Source organism: Massilia brevitalea (genome assembly GCF_030711405.1).
GTDB classification, from domain to species: Bacteria; Pseudomonadota; Gammaproteobacteria; order Burkholderiales; family Burkholderiaceae_D; genus Telluria; species Telluria brevitalea.
The window spans coordinates 64559-89872 of the sequence record NZ_JAULSI010000019.1 but is presented as its reverse complement, the minus strand read 5'-3'; the positions used below and the strand labels follow the sequence as shown (position 1 = coordinate 89872).

Annotated in this window: 23 protein-coding genes; 11 read left to right on the top strand and 12 right to left on the bottom strand. The window is 64.1% G+C overall.

The genetic code is table 11. The features are described from left to right. Positions 1 to 24 precede the first annotated feature (24 nt). Positions 25 to 411 carry a hypothetical protein gene (locus QWL29_RS13860; RefSeq protein ID WP_305823466.1) on the bottom strand — a complete coding sequence of 129 codons (387 nt, stop codon included), beginning with the start codon at positions 409 to 411 and terminating at the stop codon, positions 25 to 27. A 626-nt stretch (positions 412 to 1037) separates the two neighbouring features. Between QWL29_RS13860 and miaB the strand changes: the two genes are divergently transcribed. The 3 genes from miaB to ybeY are packed head-to-tail and all read left to right on the top strand — an operon-like array spanning position 1038 to position 3941. Next, a complete protein-coding gene (gene miaB / locus QWL29_RS13855; RefSeq protein WP_305823465.1) occupies positions 1038 to 2408 on the top strand; it encodes a tRNA (N6-isopentenyl adenosine(37)-C2)-methylthiotransferase MiaB in 1371 nt (456 codons plus the stop codon). Further along, entirely contained in the window at positions 2405 to 3490 is a 1086-nt protein-coding gene (locus QWL29_RS13850; RefSeq protein ID WP_305823464.1) for a PhoH family protein, read from the top strand. Before miaB ends, QWL29_RS13850 begins: the two co-directional genes overlap by 4 nt. Continuing rightward, on the top strand, positions 3471 to 3941 hold the full coding sequence (gene ybeY, locus QWL29_RS13845) for an rRNA maturation RNase YbeY (protein WP_305823463.1): 471 nt from the start codon (positions 3471 to 3473) through the stop codon (positions 3939 to 3941). The genes QWL29_RS13850 and ybeY overlap by 20 nt, the downstream gene beginning before the upstream one ends. A 157-nt stretch (positions 3942 to 4098) precedes the next feature. Here the strand turns inward: ybeY and QWL29_RS13840 are convergent, their stop codons facing one another. Next, positions 4099 to 6333 carry a xanthine dehydrogenase family protein molybdopterin-binding subunit gene (locus QWL29_RS13840; protein WP_305823462.1) on the bottom strand — a complete coding sequence of 745 codons (2235 nt, stop codon included), beginning with the start codon at positions 6331 to 6333 and terminating at the stop codon, positions 4099 to 4101. 9 nt (positions 6334 to 6342) lie between these two features. Beyond that, the gene (locus QWL29_RS13835; RefSeq protein WP_305823461.1) at positions 6343 to 6795 is read right to left on the bottom strand and encodes a (2Fe-2S)-binding protein; all 453 of its coding nucleotides are present in this window, start codon (positions 6793 to 6795) and stop codon (positions 6343 to 6345) included. 160 nt (positions 6796 to 6955) lie between these two features. Between QWL29_RS13835 and QWL29_RS13830 the strand changes: the two genes are divergently transcribed. The 7 genes from QWL29_RS13830 (at position 6956) to QWL29_RS13800 (ending at position 14864) form a co-directional block, all read left to right on the top strand. After that, positions 6956 to 7840: a CorC family transporter gene (locus QWL29_RS13830; RefSeq protein ID WP_305823460.1), complete on the top strand. Its 885-nt coding sequence runs from the start codon at positions 6956 to 6958 to the stop codon at positions 7838 to 7840. Then, positions 7840 to 9420 carry an apolipoprotein N-acyltransferase gene (gene lnt / locus QWL29_RS13825; RefSeq protein WP_305823459.1) on the top strand — a complete coding sequence of 527 codons (1581 nt, stop codon included), beginning with the start codon at positions 7840 to 7842 and terminating at the stop codon, positions 9418 to 9420. Before QWL29_RS13830 ends, lnt begins: the two co-directional genes overlap by 1 nt. A gap of 103 nt (positions 9421 to 9523) precedes the next feature. Continuing rightward, positions 9524 to 10450, top strand: a complete 927-nt coding sequence (gene glyQ / locus QWL29_RS13820) for a glycine--tRNA ligase subunit alpha (RefSeq protein WP_305823458.1) — start codon at positions 9524 to 9526, stop codon at positions 10448 to 10450. Positions 10451 to 10468: 18 nt separating this feature from the next. Then, entirely contained in the window at positions 10469 to 12565 is a 2097-nt protein-coding gene (glyS, locus tag QWL29_RS13815) for a glycine--tRNA ligase subunit beta (RefSeq protein WP_305823457.1), read from the top strand. A 13-nt stretch (positions 12566 to 12578) separates the two neighbouring features. Then, positions 12579 to 13136, top strand: a complete 558-nt coding sequence (gmhB, locus tag QWL29_RS13810; protein ID WP_305823456.1) for a D-glycero-beta-D-manno-heptose 1,7-bisphosphate 7-phosphatase — start codon at positions 12579 to 12581, stop codon at positions 13134 to 13136. 67 nt (positions 13137 to 13203) lie between these two features. Further along, on the top strand, positions 13204 to 13896 hold the full coding sequence (locus QWL29_RS13805) for a lysophospholipid acyltransferase family protein (RefSeq protein WP_305823492.1): 693 nt from the start codon (positions 13204 to 13206) through the stop codon (positions 13894 to 13896). Positions 13897 to 13940: 44 nt separating this feature from the next. Then, entirely contained in the window at positions 13941 to 14864 is a 924-nt protein-coding gene (locus tag QWL29_RS13800; protein ID WP_305823455.1) for a M48 family metallopeptidase, read from the top strand. A gap of 216 nt (positions 14865 to 15080) precedes the next feature. On the opposite strand, the gene QWL29_RS13795 is transcribed toward QWL29_RS13800, so the two are convergent. From QWL29_RS13795 to rfbC, 7 genes are all read right to left on the bottom strand, one after another. Continuing rightward, a complete protein-coding gene (locus QWL29_RS13795; RefSeq protein ID WP_305823454.1) occupies positions 15081 to 15581 on the bottom strand; it encodes a YcxB family protein in 501 nt (166 codons plus the stop codon). Positions 15582 to 15672: 91 nt separating this feature from the next. Next, the gene (gene waaA / locus QWL29_RS13790) at positions 15673 to 16956 is read right to left on the bottom strand and encodes a lipid IV(A) 3-deoxy-D-manno-octulosonic acid transferase (RefSeq protein ID WP_305823453.1); all 1284 of its coding nucleotides are present in this window, start codon (positions 16954 to 16956) and stop codon (positions 15673 to 15675) included. Further along, positions 16953 to 17933, bottom strand: coding sequence for a lipopolysaccharide heptosyltransferase I (waaC, locus tag QWL29_RS13785; protein WP_305823452.1), 981 nt, complete (start codon positions 17931 to 17933; stop codon positions 16953 to 16955). Before waaC ends, waaA begins: the two co-directional genes overlap by 4 nt. 11 nt (positions 17934 to 17944) lie before the next feature. Then, positions 17945 to 19330, bottom strand: a complete 1386-nt coding sequence (locus tag QWL29_RS13780) for a phosphomannomutase/phosphoglucomutase (protein WP_305823451.1) — start codon at positions 19328 to 19330, stop codon at positions 17945 to 17947. A gap of 283 nt (positions 19331 to 19613) precedes the next feature. Beyond that, positions 19614 to 19925 (bottom strand): H-NS histone family protein, encoded by a 312-nt coding sequence (locus tag QWL29_RS13775; protein WP_305823450.1) that lies wholly within the window; start codon positions 19923 to 19925, stop codon positions 19614 to 19616. A 76-nt stretch (positions 19926 to 20001) separates the two neighbouring features. Next, complete coding sequence (locus QWL29_RS13770; protein ID WP_305823491.1) at positions 20002 to 21099, bottom strand: glycosyltransferase family 4 protein; 1098 nt, start codon at positions 21097 to 21099, stop codon at positions 20002 to 20004. A gap of 318 nt (positions 21100 to 21417) precedes the next feature. Next, complete coding sequence (gene rfbC, locus QWL29_RS13765; protein ID WP_308635418.1) at positions 21418 to 22149, bottom strand: dTDP-4-dehydrorhamnose 3,5-epimerase; 732 nt, start codon at positions 22147 to 22149, stop codon at positions 21418 to 21420. Positions 22150 to 22196: 47 nt separating this feature from the next. Between rfbC and QWL29_RS13760 the strand changes: the two genes are divergently transcribed. Next, a complete protein-coding gene (locus tag QWL29_RS13760) occupies positions 22197 to 23042 on the top strand; it encodes a symmetrical bis(5'-nucleosyl)-tetraphosphatase (protein ID WP_305823449.1) in 846 nt (281 codons plus the stop codon). Positions 23043 to 23215: 173 nt separating this feature from the next. On the opposite strand, the gene QWL29_RS13755 is transcribed toward QWL29_RS13760, so the two are convergent. Together QWL29_RS13755 and QWL29_RS13750 are read right to left on the bottom strand one after the other, a co-directional pair. Continuing rightward, positions 23216 to 23962 carry a lysophospholipid acyltransferase family protein gene (locus QWL29_RS13755; protein WP_370663699.1) on the bottom strand — a complete coding sequence of 249 codons (747 nt, stop codon included), beginning with the start codon at positions 23960 to 23962 and terminating at the stop codon, positions 23216 to 23218. A 64-nt stretch (positions 23963 to 24026) separates the two neighbouring features. After that, positions 24027 to 25307 (bottom strand): dihydroorotase, encoded by a 1281-nt coding sequence (locus QWL29_RS13750; RefSeq protein WP_305823447.1) that lies wholly within the window; start codon positions 25305 to 25307, stop codon positions 24027 to 24029. Positions 25308 to 25314 lie beyond the last annotated feature (7 nt).

The following is a 25314-nucleotide window of genomic DNA, read 5'->3' as shown; positions in this document are numbered from 1 at the left end:
GTAGAATCTGCCATGCCGCCGGTATCAGTGCGCATAATTACCGGTCGACGGCGAAGCTTCGTTGCCTTGCGATTGCTGCTGTTGCTGCTGCTGGGCTGCCGCTGCGGCCTGTGCTGCCTTCTCTTCTGGTTTCGGGCGGCCCTGGGCGTCGGACAGGCGGTATTTGGTGCGGCGGTCGCCCATCAGGTCGCGCAGGTCGCGAATGCTCATGCCGGTAACTTCGTGCATGCGGATCAGCAGCGAGGCGCCGACTGGCAGGCGGTGGTGACGGATCTTGCTGATGACCGGCGGGGCCACTTCCAGCATGCGCGACAGCGCGGCGTCGTTTTTCAGTTGCATCTTGCCCAGCAGAATGTCGAGCAGATGGTTAGGGTTGTAGCTTTCCTGTGAAGACAAAGCATGATGTGCCATGATTTTTACCTCGTGAGTGTAGTTTAAAATAGTTCTTTACGAACTTTGTAAAGACTGTGCTTCTGTCAACATAAGTTCCCGAACACGCTCTTGAGCCAACATTCAGAACAAGTCTGCCGACCCAATCTGAATCTTTACTTAAGAAACATGCCGGCTTGCATGCTCTCTGCTTAACACTCCCCCAAACGCACTTGTCTTTCAAACAAATTATCAGACCCACACAGTATTTGAACATCCGTCCTGAGCACATGAGTCATTGTTGGAAATCAAGCTATCGTGCGGAAAGCTTGTCACATAAGCATTTCAACACATGGGGATAATTTGTGGCGCACGCAAGAGATTTCTTCCGTTAATTTGTGTGAAAGAATTCGAGCCGAACGTATTGATTTACAACAGGAAATATCCTGAGCAAACCCTGACTCTGCCTTGGCTAGCGCGTTTTGATTCCTCAACGCAATTTAACAATCTGAATAGATTAACAACGTGATTTATTCAGGCAATAAGTGATTCTTGGTAGCATTCATTCGCCCCTCCCGCACGCCGCTTTTCGGCTTCAAACAGGGATTTACGGTAAACTCGCTTGACGCTTTGTCAAAGCGTTAGCATTTCTTTTAACGAAGCATTCCATGCAGAAAAAAGTATTTATCAAGACCTTCGGTTGCCAGATGAACGAGTACGACTCGGACAAAATGGCGGACGTGCTTGGCGCATCCGATGGTCTGGTGCGCACCGATAAACCGGACGACGCCGACGTCATCCTGTTCAATACCTGCTCGGTGCGCGAAAAAGCGCAGGAGAAAGTGTTTTCCGACTTGGGCCGCCTGCGCGAACTGAAACGCCAGCGCCCCGACCTGATCATCGGCGTCGGCGGCTGCGTGGCGTCGCAGGAAGGCCAGGCCATCGTCAAGCGCGCCCCGCACGTCGACATGGTGTTCGGCCCGCAAACCCTGCACCGCCTGCCGCAGATGATCCGCGAGCGGCGCAGCAGCGGCACGGCCCAGGTCGACATCAGCTTCCCGGAAATCGAAAAGTTCGATCACCTGCCCCCGGCCAAGGTCGACGGCCCGGTCGCCTATGTATCGATCATGGAAGGCTGCAGCAAATATTGCAGTTATTGCGTCGTGCCCTACACCCGCGGCGAGGAAGTCTCGCGCCGCTTCGAGGATGTGCTGACCGAAGTCGCCGGCCTGGCCGCCCAGGGCGTAAAGGAAATCATGTTGCTGGGCCAGAATGTGAATGCTTACCGCGGCGCGATGGAGGGTGGCGCAGTTGGTGAATTTGCTGACTTTGCGCTGCTGCTCGAATACATTGCCGATATTCCCGGTATCGAGCGCCTGCGCTTCGTTACCAGCCACCCGAAGGAATTCACCCAGCGCCTGATCGACGCCTTTGCCAGGATTCCGCAGCTGGTGAATCACCTGTATCTGCCGGTGCAGCACGGTTCCGACCGTATTTTGCAAGCCATGAAGCGCGGCTATACCGGACTGGAATATAAAAGCATCATCCGCCGCATCCGCGCGGTGCGCCCGGACATCACGATTTCCTCGGACTTCATCGTCGGCTTCCCTGGCGAAACCGATGCCGATTTCGAAGCCATGATGAAACTGGTGCAGGACGTCGGCTTCGACAACAGCTTCTCCTTTATCTTCAGCAAGCGTCCGGGCACCCCGGCCGCGAATCTCGAAGACGACACCCCGCACGAGGTCAAGCTGGCGCGCCTGCAGCGCCTGCAGGCCCAGATCGACGCGAATACCCGCAAGCTCAGCGCGGCCATGGTCGGCACCGTCCAGCGCATCCTGGTCGAAGGCCCATCCAAGCGCGATCCGAATGAGCTCCAGGGCCGCGCCGAAAACAACCGCGTCATTTATTTCGCCCCAGGCGCTTCCGGCAACGCACTGGTCGGCCAGCTGGTCGACGTACGCGTCACGGAAACCCTGGATTATTCCCTGCGCGGCGAACTCGTCGCCAATCTCGATACGATTGCCAAAGCCAGTTGAAAACCACTCCTACCCAGCCTTCGTACTTCATTCCCGAGCCGCTCGATAACACGCGGCTTGCCCACCTGTGTGGTCCGCTCGACGAAAACCTGCGCCAGATCGGTGCGGCCCTCGACGTGACCATCTTCCGCCGCGGCGAGAAATTCATCGTCACCGGCACGAATGCCGAGCGCGCGGTCGAACTGCTCGAACGCTTCTATGCAGTGGCCAACAAGGTCGTGCCGATCGAGGAAGTGCAGCTGGCCCTGGTGGAACAGCGCGCCGGCCTGCGCCCGACAGCCGACAGCGCCAAGCCAGCCGAAGCCGCCGCTGCCAGCACCGGGACCACGCACGAAGAAGACGGCGAAGACAACGCGGAGCTGGTCAGCCCGACCCTGAAGACGCGCCGCAGCGACTTGCGCGGACGCACGCCGCACCAGATCCAGTACCTGCGCGCCGTGCTCGAGCACGACATCAGCTTCGGCATCGGCCCGGCCGGCACCGGCAAGACCTATCTGGCCGTGGCCTGCGCGGTCGATGCGCTGGAACGCGACGCCGTGAAACGCATCATCCTGACGCGTCCGGCGGTGGAAGCCGGCGAACGCCTCGGCTTCCTGCCCGGCGACATGAGCCAGAAGGTCGACCCTTACCTGCGTCCGCTGTACGACGCTTTGTATGACCTGCTCGGTTTCGACCGCACGCAAAAGCTGTTCGAAAAGCAGGTGATCGAGATCGCGCCGCTGGCCTACATGCGCGGCCGCACGCTGAACCACGCCTTCGTGATCCTGGACGAAGCCCAGAACACGACGGTGGAGCAGATGAAGATGTTCCTCACGCGTATCGGCTTCGGCAGCAAGGCCGTGGTCACCGGCGACGTGACCCAGGTCGATCTGCACAAGACCCAGCGCTCGGGCCTGGTCGACGCCATGCATGTCCTGCGCGACGTGCGCGGCATCGCGTTTACGCAATTCTCGAGTGCCGACGTGGTGCGCCACCCGCTGGTGGGCCGCATTGTCGACGCTTACGAAAAAGCCAGCGAAGTCCAGGAACTGGGCGCGCTTCCTAAACCCACGACTGCCCGCAATGCAAGAAAAAAACCATAATCTCGAACTCGACGTCCAGTACCCGGACACGCGCCTGGAAGCCACCATCACCCCGGAGCTGGTGGAACGCTGGGTACGCTCGGCCCTGCTGGGCCCGGCCGAACTGGCGATCCGCTTCGTCGACGCCGCCGAGGGCCTTACCCTGAACCGCGACTACCGCGGCAAGGACTACGCCACCAACGTGCTGACCTTTGCCTACAACGAAGGCGAGGAACTGGGCGAGGACGACCCGGTGCAGGCCGACATCGTGCTGTGCACCGACGTGCTGCAGCGCGAGGCCGACGAGCAGAAGAAGACGCTGGAAGAACACGCCGCCCACCTGGTGGTGCACGGCGTGCTGCATGCCCAGGGCTACGACCACGAGCATGACGAGGAAGCCGAGGAAATGGAACAGTTCGAGCGTGACGTGATGGAAGCGCTGGGGTATCCGGATCCGTATGCCGAGAAGTGATCGCCAATAAATTTGTTGGCGTATCGGGGTTCGTAGGGTGGGCACTTGTGCCCACGCGGACGCAACGTTAGCGGTCCATTGTCATACGCATCACCCGGCAAGCGATGAGACCGCGTGGGCTCAAGAGCCCACCCTACAACGGCAACATCACGCCGCTTTATGTTTTTAACTGCTCCCCAATCGGCAACTTGCGCACCCGCTTCCCGGTCGCCGCAAACACGGCATTCGTCAACGCCGGCGCAATCCCCGCCGTCCCCGGTTCGCCAATCCCGCCCGGCTCATCGCGGCTGTTCACGATGTGCACCTCCACCACCGGCGCCTCGTGGATGCGCATCATGCGGTAATCGCCAAAGTTCGACTGCTGCACCCGCCCCTTGTCGAGCGTGATCTCGTTCCACAGCGCTGCCGAGGCGCCGAACACGATCCCGCCTTCCATCTGCGCAATGATCCCGTCCGGGTTGATCGCCTGCCCGCAATCGACCGCGCACACCACCCGGTGCACGCGTACGTCGCCGTCCGGCCCGACCGACACCTCGGCCACCTGCGCCATGTAGCTGCCGAACGCAAACTGCGTCGACACCCCGCGCCCCACCTTGCGCCCGGCAACGGGTTTCAAAGGCTTGCCCCAGCCCGCCTTCTCCGCCGCCAGGTTCAGCACGCCCAGCGTGCGCGGCGACTTCTCCAGCAAGGCACGGCGGAATGCCACCGGGTCCTGCTTGGCCGCCGCAGCCAATTCGTCGATGAAACTTTCGACCACGAACACGTTATGGGTCGGCCCCACGCCGCGCCAGAAGGCGGTCGGCACGCCCGGCGGTTCGTGGCGCACATATTCCACGCGCATGGCCGGAATCGCATACTGCAAATCGGCCGCGCCTTCCACCGCATCCGGGTCGACGCCGTTCTTGACTGCCGGCGGCGCAAAACGCGCCATGATCGAGGAACCGGTGACGCGGTGGAACCAGGCCGCAGGTTTACCCTTGTCGTCCAGGCGCGCCGCCAGGCGGTCCACATAATAAGGACGGTACATGTCGTGCTGGATATCTTCCTCGCGGGTCCAGATGAACTTGATCGGTCCCTTGGCCAGCCTGGCGAACGACACCGCCTGGATTACGTAATCGACCTCCAGCCGCCGCCCGAAACCGCCGCCAATATAAAAGTTGTGCACTTTTACTTTCTCGACCGGCAGCCCGGACACCTTGGCCGCCGCCCCTTGCGCCAGGGCCGGCACCTGGGTCCCGACCCAGAGGTCGCAGCCATCGGCGCGAAGGTCCACGGTGCAATTGATCGGCTCCATGGTGGCGTGCGCCAGGAAAGGCAGCTCGTACACGGCCTCGATCTTGCGTCCGCCTTCCTCGCCCAGCACCTTCAGCGCATTGCCATCGTCGCGCGCCACGGCGCCGGTACCCTGCGACAGCTTCAGCATGTCGGCGACGATGCCGCCAGAGCTCACGTTGGCATTGGCGCCATCCTCGAAGCGCGGGGCAGCTGCCGCCAGACCCTGTTTCGCGGCCCAGAAATGATCCGCCACCACGGCCACCGCCCCCTCCAGGCGCAGCACCTGGCGCACGCCTTTCACGGCCAGCGCCCTCTGCTCGTCCACCGCTACCAGCTTGCCGCCGGTGACCGGCGAGGCGGCGACGGCGGCAATCCCCATGTTCGGCAGGCGCGCGTCGATGCCGAACTGGGCCGTGCCATTCACCTTGGCCGGCGCATCCAGGCGGCGCATGGCCTTGCCGATCAGGACGAACTGTTCCGGGTCCTTCAACTTGACGTTTTTCGGCAGCGTCAGCGTCGAGGCCGCATCGACCAGTTCGCCGAAGTGGGCCGAGCGGCCCGAGGCCTGGTGGCGCACGGTGCCGGCCACCACCTGCAAATCGGCGGTATCGACATCCCACTGCTTGGCCGCGGCCTGCACCAGCACCGCGCGCACCATGGCGCCGGCTTCGCGCAGCGGGCGCCAGGCGCCGCGCACCGAGGTCGAGCCGCCGGTCACCTGGCCGCCCAGCAGCGGGTCGGCATACAGTTCGTTGTTGGCCGGCGCCTGTTCCAGCTTCACTTTCGACAGATCGGCGCCGAGTTCCTCGGCCAGCAGCATCGGCATCGAGGTAAAGGTGCCCTGCCCCATTTCCACCTTGTGGATGACAAGCGTCACGATGCCGTCGCGGTCGATGCGGATAAAGGCGTCGCGCGCCAGTCCGGCCGGGGTATCGGAATGCTCGGTCGAGGCCTGGCCGACGGCTTTTTCCGGCGGCGCCTCCTTGCGGTCGTCTTCCTTGCTGCAGCCGAACAGGGAAAAGCCGAACAGCAGCCCGCCGCCGGCGGTGGCGCCGAGCTGCATGAAGCGGCGGCGCGAGTTTGCAACGGCGCGTTGCTCTTTTTTGACTTGGCTCATGTGTACTCCTTATTTCGCGGCCGCGATCTTGATCGCGTGACGGATGCGTCCATAGGTGCCGCAGCGACAGATGTTTCCGCTCATGGCGTTGTCGATGTCGCCGTCGCTCGGCTTCGGCGTGGCTTTCAGCAAGGCCGTGGCCGACATGATCTGGCCCGACTGGCAATAGCCGCACTGCACCACGTCGATCTGGCGCCAGGCGTCCTGCACCTTGGCGCCGACCGGGTCGTTGCCGACCGCCTCGATGGTAACGATCTGCTTGCCCACCGCGCTCGATACCGGCGTCACGCAGGAACGGATCGCCTGGCCGTCGAGGTGGACGGTGCAGGCGCCGCACATGGCCACGCCGCAGCCGAACTTGGTGCCAGTGAGACCGGCGACGTCGCGCAGGGCCCACAGCAGGGGCATGTCGTCGGGCACGTCGAGGGTGGTGGTGTTGCCGTTGATGGTGAGGGCGGGCATGGGCGCTCCTTTATAATTGAGCAATCACTATAATGTAAGTGGCACCCCGCTGCAGGACCGCGCCAGCAAGCGCAATGAAAGCGCACGGCTGCGCAAAATTCAGGCAAGCCCGCTTTTGGTGTATGCTTATGCTCATCGCAACAACGGCTTCACGCCAACTATGCCCGAGTATCCCACTGACGTCCGATCGGACGCCAAACCCCACCGGTCGCTCTTCGAACGACTGACCGCATTCATCTCCCCTGAGCCAGAAAATCGCACCGAGCTGCTCGAAGTGCTGCACGAAGCACACGAGCGCAAGCTGATCGACGCCGACGCCCTGTCGATGATCGAAGGCGTGTTCCAGGTCTCGGACCTGTCGGCGCGCGACATCATGGTGCCCCGTTCCCAAATGGACGTGATCGACATCACCGATCCGATCGAGGAATGGCTGCCGATCGTGCTGGAAACCCAGCACTCGCGCTTCCCCGCCATCGAAGGCGAGCGCGACAAGGTCGCCGGCATCCTGCTGGCCAAGGATTTGCTGCGGTATTACACCGAGAAAACCTTCGACGTGCGCGCCATGCTGCGCCCCGCGATCTTCATTCCCGAGTCGAAGCGCCTGAACGTGCTGCTGCGCGACTTCCGCGCGAATCACAACCACATGGCCATCGTCGTCGACGAGTACAGCGGCGTGGCCGGCCTGATCACCATCGAAGATGTGCTGGAGCAGATCGTCGGCGATATCGAGGACGAATACGATTTCGACGAGGAAGAAGACAATGTCCTGTCGATCAAGGAAGGCCAGCAAGGCCCGCGCTGGCGCGTAAAGGCGCTGACCGAGATCGAGCAGTTCAACGACGAAATCGGCGCCGACCTGCCGGCCGGCGACGCCGACACCATCGGCGGTTTTGTGGCCAGCCACCTCGGCCGCATGCCGCACAAGGGTGAGGAATTCACCCTGGGCAATTTGCAATTCGAAGTGCTGCGCGCCGACGCCCGCCAGATCCACGTGCTGCTGGTCGAAAAATTGCCGCCGTCCCTGCACAAAGACGACGACGACTGATGCTGTTGCGTCGCCGTTCCACGTCCGCTCCGGTCGCTGATCCCGCCTCGCGTGGGTCGCGGCCATCCGCCGCATCCCTGGTCGTTGCCGCCCTCGCCGGCGGCGCTTCGCTGTTTTCCTTCGAACCCTTCGGCTGGTGGCCGATCCAGTTCGTCCTGCTAGGCTGGCTGTTCTACCAGGTTGGCCTGGGCAGCTCGGTCAAGCGCGCCACCCTGCTCGGCTGGGCCTTCGGCTTCGGCTGGTCGGTCGGCGCCATGTTCTGGCTGTACACCTTCATGACGCGCTTTGCCCACCTGCCGGGCATCCTCGGCGTGATCGGCGTGGTGCTGCTCGGCTTGTACATGGGCCTGTTCGGCGCCTTTGCCACCGGGGTATCGGCCTGGCTGCGCCAGCGCTGGTCGCTGCCGATCGCCGCCTTCGTGCTGCTGGTTCTGCCGGTGGCCTGGGGCATGTCGGAATGGATGCGCGGCTGGGTGTTTACCGGTTTCCCCTGGTCGGTGTCGGGCTATGCCCACGATACCTCGCCGCTGGCGGGTTATGCACCGCTGGTCGGCGTGTACGGCATCGGCGTGCTGGTGGCGGTGTGCGCCGGCTGCCTGGTGATGCTGACCCAGCGCGCACGCCTGCCGGCCATCGGCTTGCTCGCCGTGGTGCTGGCGGCCGGCTTCGGCCTGCGCAGCGTGGCATGGACCCAGGAAACCGGCAAGCCGATCACGGTGCGCCTGCTGCAAGGGAATATCCCGCAAGACCAGAAGTTCGACTACGCCTTCCTCACCAGCATCCTCACGCGTTACCACGGCATGATCACGGCCGCGCCGGCCGATTTGATCGCGACGCCGGAAACCGCGGTGCCCGTGTTCCGCCACCAGCTCGACCCGAGCTACCTGAACAGCCTGCAAGGCTTTGCCAGCACGAGCGGCAGCACGCTCGCGGTCGGCATGCCGCTGCTGGACGGCCCGCAACAGTATGCCAACAGCGTGGTCACCATCACGCCGCAGCCGCAAGCCCAGGCTTACCGCTACGACAAGGCCCACCTGGTTCCCTTCGGCGAATTCATTCCGCCGGGCTTCCGCTGGTTCACCGACATGCTGAACCTGCCGCTGAACGACGCCACCCGCGGCAAGGCGCTGCAGGCGCCGTTCGCGGTGAAAGACCAGCTGGTTCTGCCGAACATCTGCTACGAAGACGTGTTCGGCGAAGAGATCGCGTATCAATTGCGCGCTGCGCCGCGTCCGGCGACGATGCTGCTGAACATGTCGAACCTGTCCTGGTACGGCCAGTCGAGCGCGGTGCCCCAGCACCTGCAGATTTCGCGCATGCGCACCTTGGAAACCGGGCGCCCGATGCTGCGCGCGACCAACGACGGCGCCACCGCCGTGATCGACCACCGCGGCCAGGTGACGCACCTGCTGCCCTTCTATACCGAGGGCATCCTGAGCGCCACCGTGCGCGGCACGACCGGCATGACGCCATTCATCCGCTTCGGCAACCTGGGCTTCCTGTTCCTCGGCGCACTGGCCCTGGCCGGCGCCTGGTTCGCTGGACGCAAATACAAACAGAAAAAGGCCAATCCCGTATAGATGAGTTGAATCCGGCCCCAGAAGGCCGGTAAAACCCGCTAGAATTGGTCATTTGGCAAACTTACCGTGACCGCGGCTTCCACGCCTGCGGCGCCCCCTCGAGATGCTCACATTCCAACAAATCATCCTGACCTTGCAAACCTACTGGGACAAGCAAGGTTGCGCCCTGCTCCAGCCGTATGACATGGAGGTTGGCGCCGGCACCTTCCACACCGGCACCTTCCTGCGTGCGATTGGCCCCGAGCCTTGGCGCGCCGCCTACGTGCAGCCCTCGCGCCGCCCGAAAGACGGCCGCTACGGCGAAAACCCGAACCGCCTGCAGCACTACTACCAGTACCAGGTGGTCCTGAAGCCGGCGCCGGAAAACATCCTCGACCTTTACCTCGGTTCGCTCGAAGCACTGGGCCTGGACCTGAAGAAGAACGACGTGCGCTTCGTCGAGGACGACTGGGAAAGCCCGACCCTGGGCGCCTGGGGCCTGGGCTGGGAAGTCTGGCTGAACGGCATGGAAGTGACGCAGTTCACCTACTTCCAGCAAGTGGGCGGCCTCGATTGCAAGCCGGTGCTGGGCGAAATCACCTATGGCATCGAACGCCTGGCGATGTACCTGCAGGGCGTGGAAAACGTCTACGACCTGGTCTGGACCGAGTGGGAAGAAAACGGCGTTAAAAAGACGCTGTCGTACGGCGACGTCTTCCACCAGAACGAAGTCGAGCAGTCGACCTACAACTTCGAATACGCGAACACCGAGCTGCTGTTCCAGGCCTTCGCGAACCACGAATCCGAAGCCAAGCGCCTGATCGAACTGGAGCTGACGCTGCCGGCCTACGAGCAGATCATGAAGGCCTCGCACAGCTTCAACATGCTCGACGCGCGCGGCGCCATCTCGGTGACTGAACGCGCCGCCTACATCGGCCGCGTGCGTACCCTGTCGCGCCTGGTGGCGCAAGCCTATTACGATTCGCGCGAGAAGCTCGGCTTCCCCATGGCTCCTGCTTCTCCTGAAGCCAACGCCAAAGCCGCCGCCTGAACAGAACAAGAACAGACCATGAACCAGACTCTCCTCGTCGAAATCCAGACCGAAGAACTGCCGCCGAAGGCGCTCGTCAAGCTCGGCGCCGCCTTTGCCAACGGCATCGCGAACGGCCTGAAGGCGCGCGACTTCCTTGAAGCCGACAGCACCGTCACCACCCACGCCACCCCGCGCCGCCTGGCCGTCAGCATCACCAACGTGCGCGCCACCTCGCCGGACAAATCGATCCGCGAAAAAGTGCTGCCGGTGACCGTGGCCCTGGACAAGGAAGGCAATCCGAGCGCGCCCCTTGGCAAGAAGCTGGCCGCCCTCGGCTTCCCCGACCTGCAGATCAGCGACCTCGAACGCGCCCAGGACGGCAAGACCGAATCCTTCTTCTACACCTATACCGCAGCCGGCAGCGCATTGGCCGGCGCCCTGCAGGACGTGCTGCAGGAAACCGTCACCAAGCTGCCGATCCCTAAGCTCATGAGCTACCAGCGCCCGGACGGCGCCACCGTGCAGTTCGTCCGCCCGGTGCACCTGCTGCTGGCCTTGCACGGCGACGCGGTACTGCCCCTGTCGCTGCTTGGCCTGCAAGCCGGCCGCATCACCATGGGCCACCGCTTCCTGTCGCATGGCGGCGCGATCACGGTGCCGCATGCCGATCAATATGCTGCCGTGCTGGAAAACGAAGGCAAGGTCCTGTCCTCCGCCGAGGCGCGCAAGGAAAGCATCCGCTCGCAACTGCTGGAAAAAGCCGGCGCCGACCAGGTCTTGATGCCGGAATCGCTGCTGGACGAAGTGGCGGCCCTGGTCGAATGGCCGGTCGTGTACGAATGCCGCTTCGAGGACGAATTCCTGGCCGTGCCGCAGGAATGCCTCATCCTCACCATGCAAACGAACCAGAAGTACTTCGCGCTGACCGATGCGAACGGCAAGCTGCGCTCGCGCTTCCTGATCGTCTCGAACATCGCGACCGACGATCCGACGGCCATCGTCGGCGGCAACGAGCGCGTGGTGCGCCCGCGCCTGTCGGACGCCAAGTTCTTCTTCGAGCAGGACAAGAAGAAAAACCTGGAATCGCGCCTGCCGCAACTGGCGAACGTGGTCTACCACAACAAGCTGGGCACCCAGGCCGAACGCACGCAGCGCGTCACGCGCCTGGCCGGCGCCATCGCCAAGCGCCTCGGCTTTGATGTGGCCCTGGCCGAACGCGGCGCCCAGCTGGCCAAGGCCGACCTGCTGACCGACATGGTCGGCGAGTTCCCCGAGCTGCAAGGCATCATGGGCACCTATTACGCGCGCCACGACGGCGAGCACGAGGAAGTCGCCCTGGCCGCGTCCGAACACTACCAGCCGCGCTTTGCCGGCGACGCCCTGCCGACCACGAACACGGGCCTGGCAGTGGCCCTGGCCGACAAGCTGGAAACCCTGGTCGGCATCTGGGCCATCGGCCTGCAGCCGACCGGCGAGAAGGACCCGTTCGCGCTGCGCCGCCATGCCCTGGGCGTGATGCGCATGCTGGTGGAAAAACGCCTGCCGCTGTCGCTCTCAAGCCTGCTGGCCGATGCTGCAAGCGTCTTCGAAGGCCAGGCCGCATTCAAGGACCCGACCGTCGAAGTGAAAGCCTTCATGCTCGACCGCCTGCGCGGCATGCTGCGCGAGCGCGGCTTCACGCCGAACGAAGTCGAAGCCGTGCTGGCCCAGAATCCGGACCGCGTCGACGACGTGGTGCAGCGCCTGGAAGCGGTGCAGGCCTTTGCCGCCCTGCCGGAAAGCGCCTCGCTGGCCGCCGCCAACAAGCGCATCACCAACATCCTCAAGAAGAACGAGGAAGCGATGCCGCAGGACGCCGCCATCAAGGCTGAACTGCTGGTCGAACCGGCCGAAAGCGCGCTGGCCGCAAAAATGCAAAGCCTGGAGTCGAGCGTTACCAGCGCCTTCGCCAACAGCGATTTCGCCGGCGCCCTGCAAACCCTGGCCCGGATGCGCGACGAAGTCGACGCGTTCTTCAACGACGTGATGGTGATGGCTGAGGACCTGGCGCTGCGTAACAACCGCCTGGCCCTGCTGGCCGAACTGCACGGCATGATGAACCGCGTGGCCGACATCTCGAAGCTGGCCGCCTGAGAAAGCTGGCATCGTGAAGCTGATCATCCTCGACCGCGACGGCGTCATCAACCACGACTCGCCGGACTTCATCAAGAGTCCGGCCGAGTGGGTGCCGATTCCCGGCTCGCTCGAGGCGATCGCGCGCCTGAACCAGGCCGGCTACCGGGTCATCATCGCCTCGAACCAGTCGGGCATCGCGCGCGAGCTGTTCGACATGCCGACCCTGAACGCGATCCACCAGAAGATGCACAGCGCCGCCCAGCTGGTCGGCGCCGACATCGATGCGGTGTTCTTTTGCCCGCATGCGGCCATCGACAACTGCGACTGCCGGAAGCCGAAGGCCGGCATGTTCGAGGAGATCAGCAAGCGCTTCAAGGTCAGCCTGAAGGGCGTGCCGACCGTCGGCGATTCGCTGCGCGATTTGCAGGCCGGCTATATCAAGGGCTGCGTGCCCTATCTCGTCTTGACTGGCAAGGGCGAAAAGACCCACCAGACCGGCGGCCTGCCACCCGGCACCCAGATCTTCCCCGACCTGGCGTCCATGGTGACCGCCTTGTTGAAATCCCTGTCCAGCACTTCTTCCACCTGATCCGAAAGAGAGATCGTTCTTGCGTACCGTCGTCCCGTTCCTGCGTTCCCTGCTGTTTACCGTCGTGATGGTGCTTGCTACCGTGGTGTGGGCCTGCGTCTGCTTCCTGGCCGCGCCCCTGCCCTACAACAAGCGCTTCTGGGTGACCTCGCGCTGGAACGTCTTCATCATCTGGTGCGCGAAAGTCATTTGCGGCATCCGCTACGAATTCAAGGGCTACGACAACCTGCCGGACGCGCCGGCCGTGGTCCTGTCGAAGCACCAGTCGGCCTGGGAAACCATCGCCCTGCTGCCGAACCTCACGCGCCCGCTGGTCTTCGTCTTCAAGAAGGAGATCCTGTACATTCCCTTCTTCGGCTGGGCCATGGCGCTGCTGCGCATGATCCCGATCGACCGCAAGGAAGGCAAGAACGCCTTCTCGCATGTGGTCCGCCACGGCAAGCGGCGCCTGGCCGACGGCCAGTGGATCATCATGTTCCCCGAGGGGACGCGCATCCCTGTTGGAAAAAAGGGAAAGTACAAGAGCGGCGGCACCCGCCTGGCGATCGAAACTGGCGCAGTTGTCGTGCCGATCGCGCATAATTCAGGTGAGTGCTGGCCGAAGAATTCGTTCATCAAGCGTCCTGGTTTGGTGACCGTCTCGATCGGCAAGCCGATATCGCCGCTGAATCACACTCCCGACAGCCTGATGCAAGAGGTCGAAAATTGGATAGAATCAGAAATGCGCGTCATTTCGCCCCACGTCTACACCGGTGGCTGAACGAAGTCGGGAACCTGATCACCGCCTCTTCTTCGCAGCAAAGCATGCATTCCCAAAAGCCGGACGGGTCCCAGCTGGACCTGTTCGCACGCGACCCGCGCCTCGATCCATGGAGAGCGCCTGCGCCGCCGGCCGAGAAGCCGGCGCCGCCTCCGCCTCCCCTGCCCTTGTTCAAGGCGCCGCCCGCGCCGCCCCGCATCACGCTTCCCTCCCCGCCACGCACGGCCGACGATCCGCCCTTGAAACGCATCGTGCTGGGCCAGTACGCGGTCGACTATGAACTGAAACGCTCCACGCGCCGTTCGATCGGCTTCATGATCGACGACGGCGGCCTGCACGTAACGGCGCCGCGCCGCGCCACCCAGCCCTCCATCGAAGAAGCGATCCGCGCCAAGCAGCGCTGGATCCTGACCAAGCTGCACGAACGCGGCGAGCGGCGTGCGCGCCAGGCCCAGCGCGAGCCCTTGCGCTGGGAAGACGGTGCGCGCCTGCCTTATCTGGGTGGCGAGATCGTGCTGCGTCTGGAACCGGCGGCGCGCAGCCACTGCGTGTTCGATCCCGAGTCGCGCGAGCTGCGCATCGGCGTCACGGCAGGGCTGTCGGAGTGGCAGCTGAAGGAGCGTGTGAAGCTGTGGTTCCATGCCGAGGCCAAGCGCCTGTTCACCGAACGGCTGGACTTCCATGCGCCGCAGCTGGATGTGCATTACCGCTCGATGACCTTGTCGTCGGCCGGCACGCGCTGGGGTTCGTGCACGGTGGCGGGGAATATCCGCCTGAGCTGGCGTTTGATTCACTATCCGCTGGCGCTGATCGACTACGTGGTGGTGCACGAACTGGCCCACCTGCGCGAGATGAACCACAGCCCGGCGTTCTGGGCGGTGGTGGGGTCGGTGTACAGGGATTACGACGGCGCGCGGCTGGAGCTGAGGCGGCGGTCGCATGAGATGCCGGTGTTGTTTGTGGAGTGATGCGGGCGCGTTTTTCGCGCGCCGTTTCGATTGATCGTATGTTGTACCGCGTGGGCTCGAGAGCCTTGCGCTGCGCGGCCCACCCTACCAAAATCTTTCGATTGATCGCGCCTTGTACCGCGTGGGCACAAGTGCCCACGCTACCTGTCTTCGTAGGGTGGGCTCTCGAGCCCACGCGGTATAGAACCTTACACGACCACGAAGCTGTTCCGGCCTTCAGCGCAAAGCACTTTCACGCCGAGCCTCCGCCAGCACCCGCATCCCCCGCTGCTGCGCCTCGTTCAGGCAGCGGAACGGAATCGGCAGCGTGCCGCGCTTCAGGACCATCATGAACCCGCGCGAATAGGTACGCACCGCGGTCACGTCGGACCAGTCGATCAGGGTCACGCCGCCGCTGGTGCGCACGATGCCGTGCTGGTCGATGGTGAATTCATAGGTGCGCTTGCCGCGCCCGAGCAGCACGAAATGCATGGCCGCGCTCAGGGTGCTCTTGAGGCGCAGGTAGAAGCTGGCTGGCCAGCGGATGCGGCGGCGGCGAATCAGGAAGCCGCCATGCTGCCACATGAATCCGATGTACTCGCGCAGCGTGTAGCGGACAAAGAAATGCAGGTCGCATAAGACTGCCGCAGCGGGGTTGGATGGCGCCCCAGAGGTGGTGGCAGCGCTGTAGAAACCTTCGTCGCTGCCATCGGCAGGTTGATGAGCCATCATGGCCATTGGTTGTCCCTTGCGTGCCGGTCCCGGGTGATTTGACGACAACATGCGCATCCCCTTTTCTACCGAACTCAAAAAGCAATGGTATCAAAAGCTAGGCAATAATTCGTTGCAAGAGTTCAACAGTGCGCAGGGTCGCGCCGCGGTGGCGGCCAGCCCAGGCCGCGGCCGACGCGCCCATTGCCGCACGTGCCGCGGCGTCCTTCAGCAGGTGCGCCGCCTGCGCCACCAATGCATCGGCATCCGCCACGCGCACGGCGCCGCCGGCTGCCACCGCCTCGTTCGTCGCATCCAGGAAGTTGAACGTGTGCTCGCCCACCAGCACCGGTTTACCCAGCGCGCAGGCTTCGATCAGGTTCTGCCCGCCGAGGGGCAGCAGGCTGCCGCCAATGAAGGCGCAGTCGCAGGCGGCGTAATAGGCGAACATCTCGCCCATCGAGTCGCCAAGCAGCACATCGGCGTCGACATCGGCCTTGTCCGCTGTTGCGTCCATGAGTTGAGAACGCCGCTGCAGCGACATCCCACGCGCCGCCACCAGTTGCGCCACCTCGTCGAAGCGCTGCGGATGACGCGGCACGATCGCCAACAGCGCATGCGCCGGTTTATCCGCCAGGCGCTGCCAGGCATCCAGCACCAGGCTTTCCTCGCCGTCGCGCGTGCTGGCGCACAGGAAGGTCGGCCGCCCCTTGAAGCGCGCACGCAGCCAGGCGCCCTTCTCCAGCGCCGCCTCGGGCGGCAGTACGTCGAACTTGATGCTGCCGGTGACCGCCACCTGCGGCGCACCCAGCGAGCGGATGCGCTGCGCATCGGCGTCGGTCTGGGCCGCGACGGTCGTGATCGCGCGCGCCGCATCCATCATGATGCCGCCGAAGCGCTGGCCGCGGCGCAGCGAGCGCTCGGACAGGCGCGCATTCACCAGCGCCACCGGCACCTTTTTAAGCGCGCAGCCGGCGATCAGGTTCGGCCAGACCTCGGTCTCCATCAGGATGCAGGCCCGGGGCCGGAAGTGGCGCAGGAAACGCCGCACCAGAAGGCCGGTATCGTAGGGCAGGAAGGATTGCACGACGCGCTCGCCGTGCTTGCCGAACAGTGCGCGCCCGGTGGCGCGGCCGGTCGGCGTCATGTGGGTCAGCAGGATGCGGCAGTCGGGCCAGCGCGCCAGCAGTGCTTCCACCAGTGGTTCGGCCGCGCGTGTTTCGCCCACCGAGACGGCGTGCACCATGAAGGTCTGTCGTGGCGGTAGCGCAGGACCGTAGAAGCCCAGGCGCTCGCCGATGTGCTGGCGGTAGCCCGGCTCCTTGCGCCCACGCCACCACAGGCGCCCCAGCACCAGCGGCAGCGCCAGCCACCAGAGCAGCGAATACAGGGAACGGTTCATACGGTTTGCAGCAAGGCGCGAGCCGCGGCGATGACGTCGGTGCTCGACGGCGGCGCGCCCATCTCGCCCAGGTTGACGATGCGCGGCGACCAGTTGCCCTCGGTCTTCCACTTCGGCGAGTCGGCATAGATTTCCACCGTCGGCCGATAAAACGCCGCGGCGATGTGGGTCAGGCCGGTGTCGACACCCACCGCCAGCGCCGCCTGCTGGGCCAGCGTCACGGCATCCATCATCGACAGTTTCGGCAGCACGCGCGCGTTCGGGATACCGGCGGCGAGCGCCTCGGCCTCCTGCCGCTCCTTGTCCGAGCCCCAGGGCAGCAGCACCGGCATCGGCGCCAGCGCATTCCCGAGCGCGATCCAGTTTGGCGGCGCCCACTTCTTGGCGTCGCGTGCGGTCCCGTGGAAGAACACGGCATAGCCTTCTTGCGGCAGCCAGTCGGGGCGGTTAGAAGCCTGCGGCGCCGGCAAGCCGAAGTCCGGCGGCGTGTCGACCGCATAGCCGAGCGCATTGCCGGCCACCAGGCGCCCGCGCGCCACCGCATGGGTGCGCGGGTCGAGCGGAATGCTCTCGGTGTGGAAGAAGCGCGAGATACCCTCGTAGCCCGAGCCTTCGCTGCCGTTGGCCAGGCCGATCTTGCGCCCGCCCGGCTTGACGCGCGCGGCTCCCATGATGGCGCCGGTCTTCAGCAGGCCCTGGGTATCGAACACGAGGTCGTATTCCTCCTCGCGCAGGCTGCGCCAGAAGGCTTTCATTTCGGCGCGGGTCCCGGGTTTGCCGAGGCCCTTGCGCCAGCGCCGCAGCGCGAACGGGATGATCTTGCGCACGTGCGGGTTCAGGCGCACCAGGCTGACGTAGCCCTCTTCGACCACCCAGTCGATCGTCGCATGCGGATGGTGGCTCAGCAAATCGGCCACCATCGGCAGGTTATGCAGGACATCCCCCAGCGACGATACCCGCACCAGCAAAATCTTCATGCAGGCTCGCTTCAGAACGGCAGTTCGGCGTCCGGTTTCGCAGCCAGGATCACGCTGCGGAACTCGTCCTGGATGCGCGCCAGGGCTTCCGGGCTCTCGCCTTCGAAGCGCAGCACGATCACCGGCGTGGTGTTCGAGGAGCGCGCCAGGCCGAAGCCGTCGGCGTACTCGACGCGCAGGCCGTCGATGTCGTTGATCTTCTCGGAGCTCGGGAACTTCGCATCCGCACGCAGCTTGTCCATCAGCGCGAAGTTCTCGCCTTCCTGCAGGTGCAGGTGCAGTTCCGGGGTGCTGGTGGCGATCGGCAGCGCATTCAGCACGCTCGACGGGTCGGCGTGGCGGGTCAGCAGTTCCAGCATGCGCGCGCCCGAATACAGGCCGTCGTCGAAGCCGTACCAGCGGTCCTTGAAGAAGATATGGCCGCTCATTTCGCCACCCAATGGGGAACCGGTTTCCTTCAGCTTGGCCTTCACCAGCGAGTGGCCGGTCTTGTACATCAGCGGACGGCCGCCGTGCTGCTCGATCCACGGGCCCAGGTGGCGCGTGCACTTCACGTCGTACAGAATCTCGGCGCCCGGATTACGTTCCAAAACGTCGGCCGCGAACAGCATCATCTGGCGGTCCGGATAGATGATGTGGCCATCCTTGGTGACGATGCCGAGGCGGTCGCCGTCGCCGTCGAAGGCCAGGCCGATCTCGGCGTCGGTGCTCTGCAGCGCGCGGATCAGGTCCTGCAGGTTTTCCGGGTGCGCCGGGTCCGGGTGGTGGTTCGGGAAGTGGCCGTCGACTTCGCAGAACAGCTCGACGACTTCGCAGCCCATGCCGCGATACAGGTCGCCCGCAAAGGCGCCTGCCACGCCGTTGCCGCAGTCGACCGCGATCTTGATCGGGCGCGCCACTTTCACGTCGCCGACGATGCGCTCGATGTAGGCGGCGCGGATGTCGTGGGTGGAGTAGCTGCCCTGTTGTTCGGCGTCCTTGCCGTCATGCGCCTGGATGCTTTCGTACAGGCCGGTAATGGCGTCGCCGTAGATCGCTTCGCCGGCCAGCACCATCTTGAAGCCGTTGTAGTCAGGCGGGTTGTGGCTGCCGGTGACCATGATGCCCGAGCGCGTGCCCTCGAGGACGTTGGTGGCGAAATAGACCATCGGGGTGGCGACCATGCCGAGGTCGACAACGTCGACGCCGGCGGCCTGCAGGCCTTCTGCCAGCGCGGCCGACAGGCTCGGGCCCGACAGGCGGCCGTCGCGGCCGATCACGACCTTGCGCTCGCCCTTGGCCAGCGCGGCCTTGCCGAAGGCCTGGCCGATGCTGCGCGCCACGCCGGCGTCGAGCGTGCTGTCGATCACGCCGCGGATGTCATATGCCTTGAAAATCGTCTTGGAGAGAGCAACCATGTTTTACCTTGATGAGTCCGGCGTCGAGCATGCACAGGCCACCGCTCATGCGGAAAGCGCGCAGCTTCGCCAAATGTTAGAGGGATGACAAAACAGGGAGTATTGTAGCGGCAAGCGCGGCCAATAGGTAAGCCATTGGCCGCCTGCGCGGTGCATTCGCCGGCGAGCGCCGGCGAACGGAAGCGTTACATGCGAATCAAATGCAAATCAAATACGCGTCGAATGCGCTCGAATGTGCATCAGGCGATGCATCAAGCGCAAACCGGATACGCATCGAATTGCATCAAACGCGCAGCTTGTCGAGCGACTTGCCGCCTTCGACCCATTCCTTGACCCATTTCGGTTGACGGCCACGGCCGGTCCATTGCTGGGACTGGTTATCCGGGTGACGGTAACGCACGGCGACCGAACCGGTTTTCGCACCGCGGGCATTGGTGGCGATCAGATCTTTCAGCGGTACGCCCACGCTCTGGGCAATTGCCAGGATTTGTTCGCGCGCTTTCTGCAGGTCTTGCACTTCGCGCTTTTTCATTTCCTGTTTGATTTGCTCCTGCAGATTGCGCAAATCACCTACCGACATATTTGACAGATCCATCTTCGTTCCTCGAGAGTTGGGTTAATCCAATTCAGGTGAATTCTCACCAAATGTCGCAATATACTACATTGGCGATTTATTGCCAGTCCTTCTTGCGCCAAATCAGCCAGCGCGGGGACCTGAATCGAACAATACGCGCATACAGCCAGAGGTAGCTGATAACGAACAATAAACAGAAAATTATCAGTACGATTGTATTCTGCCAGAATAAAGTCGCCGGAATCACGGCCATGAGCGAAAAAAGCCACAAATACGGCGAAGTCCGGGCATTGCGCTTCAGCAGTGCGCGCGCTTCTTTTCTGCCCACCGTCCACCGCACCACGCGCCGGAAAATCAGGCTGTGCAGGTGGATGCCATCGGGAACGGCGGGAGATTTCCCGCGTACAAACATGCGCCGATAAGCGGAAAATACCGTTTCAAATGCCGGATAAATCAGCAGCAATGCCGCGTACCAGGTCGATACCTCGGGATTACGCATCACCAGCAGCAAAGCCAGCTCGCCGAGCATGAATCCGATAAAGTAAGCGCCGCCATCGCCAAGGAATATCAGGCCCACCGGGTAATTCCAGACCAGGAAGCCGGCAGTGGCGCCGGCCACCGTCAATGCCGCCACCAGCACGAATACGTCGCCTACCTGCAAGGCCACGTAGGCGAGCGAGAGCAGCATGCAGATGGTGACCATGCTGGCCAGGCCATTGAAGCCGTCGATGATATTCACTGCGTTGGCAATGCCGGCCACGGCCAATACCGTAAGCGGCAGGACGATCCAGGCCGACAGCACATACACGCCGAATGGCAGGTCGAGGCGCGCGATCTTCGCGTCGAGCAGCAGGTAAGCCAGCCAGGCTCCCGCCATGGTCAGCAGCAGCCGGCGCGAGGCGCGCACGGTGCCGGTGTAATCCTCGACGATGCCGCCGCTGAAAGCGACAAAGGCGCATAACAGGAGCGCCGCCATCGTGTGCAGCAGCGACGGTTCGCGCCAGATCGAAATCGACGCACTGACCACGACCCCGAGATAAATCGGCAAGCCGCCGATACGCGCCACCAGGTGCGTATGCGCGCGCTGCACGCCCTGGAAATCGCTGTCGAGCGCAGGTTCGTACAATTTCGCCTGCTTGATGACAAGCAGGGTCAGCAGGGTGGAACAGACAAAGCTCACCAGGAAAGAGAACATGGTTATCCTGCGGTTCCGACTCGGCAGGCAGCGGCCTGCGGCGCGCAATATGGCCGGGTTGTAAGGCAATGCAAAACACATGTGGACACCTGCCGCAATGCCGGACACCCTGCGGCGGCATTGCGTCGTTCCTGCAGAAAGCGTATTGACATTGTAACCGGATAAGCTTTCTCATCCCCGAACACATCAGTTTATCGCGCAGCAAGCAAGCACGATTGAGCAAGATCGGGTGTGGCGGAAATGCCGAAAGATGTGGATTACAGAAAGAAGCCACGGGAAATGGCTTCCGGGAGCAATATTCGGCCCGAGGAGCAAACCTCAGGAAAAATCATATGTGTCGGCGTCCCGCAAAAGCTGGCCCTTGCGGTCTTTTTCCGAGATGACCGGCGCGCCTGCCAGTGGCCAGTCGATTCCCAATGCCGGGTCATTCCATAACAGAATCCGCTCATGTGCGGTCGACCAGTATTCGGTAATCTTGTAGGCGCATTCGGCGCCTTCTTCCATCGCCAGGAAACCATGGGCAAAACCGGGCGGTATCCATAACTGGCGCCGGTTTTCCTCGCTGAGCACGGCCGACATCGCCTGCCCGAAATGCGGCGAACCACGGCGCATGTCGACCACCACATCGAATATCGCACCCTTTACCACTCGCACCAGTTTGCCCTGCGCCTGTCCGACCTGGTAATGCAGGCCGCGTACGGTATTCGGCCGCGACACCGACTGGTTATCCTGGACAAATTCCACGCGCAAGCCGGTGGCCTGCGCAAAGGCGCGCGCATTGAAGGTTTCGAAAAACACGCCGCGTTCGTCCGCATGCACGGCCGGCTCGATCAGCAGGACGCCAGGAAATGCAGTGGCCAGCACCTTCATGTCAGCACCAATCCATTCGGCGGTTGCAGCGGGAATTCGATAGGGTGTCTGGCATGTGGAAACAGGTTTTTCGGATTGGGCGGGGCCGTCATTGTCGGGGCGTTCGGCCACCGCTGCAAGCCGCCCATCGCTGATATGATTTAGTATGCAGGCACGGCACCTGCCGGCATTATCGAACAAGAACAGGCGCGGTGGCGCGCAGCCGCCGCGCGGAACCAGCACACACGATGAAAACATATGTCATAGGCGACCTGCAGGGTTGCGCCCACGAGGCCCAGGCCCTGCTCGACAAGATCGCCGACGATGCCGGGGGCGAGGCCCGCATCCTGTTTGTCGGCGACCTGATCAACCGCGGTCCAGAGTCCTTGATGGCGCTGCGGCGCATGAAGGCACTGTCCGAAGCGAGCGAAGGCCGGGTCGAGGCCCTGCTCGGCAACCACGACCTGCATTTGCTGGCGGTGGCCGTCGGCGCCCAGAAGGCGAGCAAGTCCGACACCCTGGACGAGATCCTGGCCGCTCCCGACCGCGATGCGTTGATCGCCTGGCTGCGCGAGCGGCCACTGGCGATGTTCGTCGACGCCCATTTGATGGTGCACGCCGGCGTCGCCCCGCAATGGGACGCGGCCCAGACCATGGCCCTGGCCGGCGAAGTCGAGGCGATGCTGCGCAGCGGGCACTGGATCGATTTCCTGGCCCAGATGTACGGCAACCAGCCGGACCGCTGGGACGACGAACTGGAAGGCATTCCGCGCCTGCGCTGCATCGTCAACGCCCTCACCCGCATGCGCCTCTGCCTGCCGGATGGGACCATGGACTTCGCGCACAAGGAAAGCGAGAGCGGGCCGGAGGGTTCGGGACTGGTGCCCTGGTTCGATCTGCCGGGGCGGCGCACTGCCGATGTGACGGTGGTGTTCGGTCACTGGTCGGCGCTGGGGCTGGTGCTCAGGCCGAACCTGGTGGGACTGGACAGCGGCTGCGTGTGGGGCGGGAAGCTGACCGCGGTGTGCCTGGATGACCGGACCTTGTTGCAGGTGGATTGTCCGGAGTATCGGCCGCACGCAGGCAAGGCGTAGGGCGGACCGGGCCGCGCATGCATGTCGAAACTCGGCCGATGATTGGATTTTCGTAGGGTGGGCACTTGTGCCCACGCGGTACAGCGCGTGATCTTCGGTGACGTATCGACTGGCGAGTGCCGTACCGCGTGGGCAGCAGGGCTGGCTAAATGCCAGCACTGCAAATGCCCACCCTACAAAACCGTCGTTCCGCTGCCGAGGGCCGTGGCCACCGCATCATGCGCCGCCTGCGCCAGCTCGCGCCGGTGCGCACCAACGGCGTCGAGCGGTGCCAGCAGCTGCAGGCGGGCGCGGATCGGGCCGCCGCGCAGGATGGTCAGCAGGCTGTCGACAAAGCTGATATCGCCGACGTAGTCGACGTTCGGATGCCAGCCGCCGGCGGCGTCCAGGTAAGCGACGGCGCAAGGCTGCACCGCCACCCCGGCGTCGATCGCCGCCTCGAACAAATTCGCGTGGAAAGGCAGCACGGTGCCCTGCTGCGCCACCGTCCCTTCCGGGAACAGGCCGACCCGCTCGCCCTGCTCCAGCACGCTGACGATGCCCTTGAAGATGTGGCGCAGCTCGCGCCGGTTGCCGCGTGCGATGAACACGGTGCCGGCGCCCGCCGCCAGCCAGCCGAGCACCGGCCAGGCGCGGATCTCGGCCTTGGCGACAAACCGGCAGGGATACAGCGAATTGATGACGAAGATGTCGAGCCAGGAGATATGGTTCGACACCAGCAGCGCGTGTTCCAGCACCGGGCTGCCGGCCGCCTGCTCCACCCGCACGCCGCAGATCGCCAGCATGCGGCGCGACCAGCGCCGCGTGATGGCGTCGCGCAGGCCGCGCCGCGCCCACGGGAAGACGAGCGCGCAGGCGCCCAGCCCCACCAGCAGGTGCAGGACCACGCGCATCAGGCGCCAGGCTAGCCGCAGGCGGATCATCGGATCGACCGAGGTTCAACGCGGCGCCGGGAACCCGGCGCCGCAGCGCCTGCCGGCGTCATCAACGCTGATAGGCAATGCGTCCGCCCACCACCGTGGCGCGCACCTGCCCGGTGACTTCGAAGCCGAGGAAAGGCGTGTGCTTGCCCTGGCTGGCCAGCGCCGCGCCATCGACCGTCCAGCGCGCATCCGGATCGAACACGACCACGTCGGCCGCCGCACCAATCGCCAGCTGGCCGGCCGCCAGGCCTGCCGTGCGTGCGGGCTGCGAGGTGATCTTGGCCAGCGCGCGCAGCAGCGCCTCGCTGCCGTGCAGCTCCTCGGCCCACTTCAGGGTCAGCGACAGCAGCAGCTCGAGGCCGGTGGCGCCGGGCGAGGCCTCGGCGAACGGCAACAGCTTCTCGTCGTCGTCGACCGGCGTGTGGTCCGAGCAGATCGCATCGACCGTGCCGTCGACCAGGGCGGCGCGGATGGCGTCGCGGTCGCGCTGGGTGCGCAGCGGCGGCGTCAGGCGCGCGTTGGAGTCGAAGAAGCCGATGTCGGCGTCGGTCATGTGCAGGTGGTGCACGCCGACGTCGCAGGTGACCGGCAAGCCCTCGGCTTTCGCGGCACGCACCAGCTCCAGGCCGGCGGCCGACGAGATGCGGCACAGGTGCACGCGCGCGCCGGTCGAGCGCACCAGCTCGAAGATGGTATGCAGGGCGATGGTCTCGGCCATCACCGGCACGCCCGACAGGCCGAGGCGCGAGGCCAGCGGGCCGCTGTGGGCCACGCCGCCGCGGCCGATATGCGCATCCTGCGGACGCAGCCACACCGTATAACCGAAGGTTTTCGCATACTGCAGCGCGCGCAGCAGCACGTTGGTGTCGAGGATCGGCACCTCGGCCTGGGCAAAGCCGATGCAGCCGGCCTCGGTCAGTTCCGCCATCTCGGTCAGGGCCTGGCCCTTCAGGCCCATGGTCAGCGCGCCCAGCGGATGCACGTTGGCCAAATCGAGGTTGCGCGCGCGGTGCTTGAGCATCTCCACCAGGCCCGGCTCGTCGAGCACCGGGTCGGTGTCGGGCGGGCAGACCAGCGTGGTCACGCCGCCCTGCACCGCCGCCTGCATCTCGGATTCGAGCGTGGCCTTGTATTCGTAGCCCGGCTCGCGCAGGCGCGCCGAGAGTTCGACCAGGCCGGGGGCGACCACCATGCCGGTGGCGTCGATGACGCTGTCGGCCACGAAGCCGCCAGGGGCCTCGCCCACCGCGGCGACCTTGCCATCGGCAATGAACAGGTCGGCGAGCTTGTCGATGCCGTTTGCCGGGTCGATCAGGCGCCCGTTCTGGATATGAAGTTTCATGCGTGCG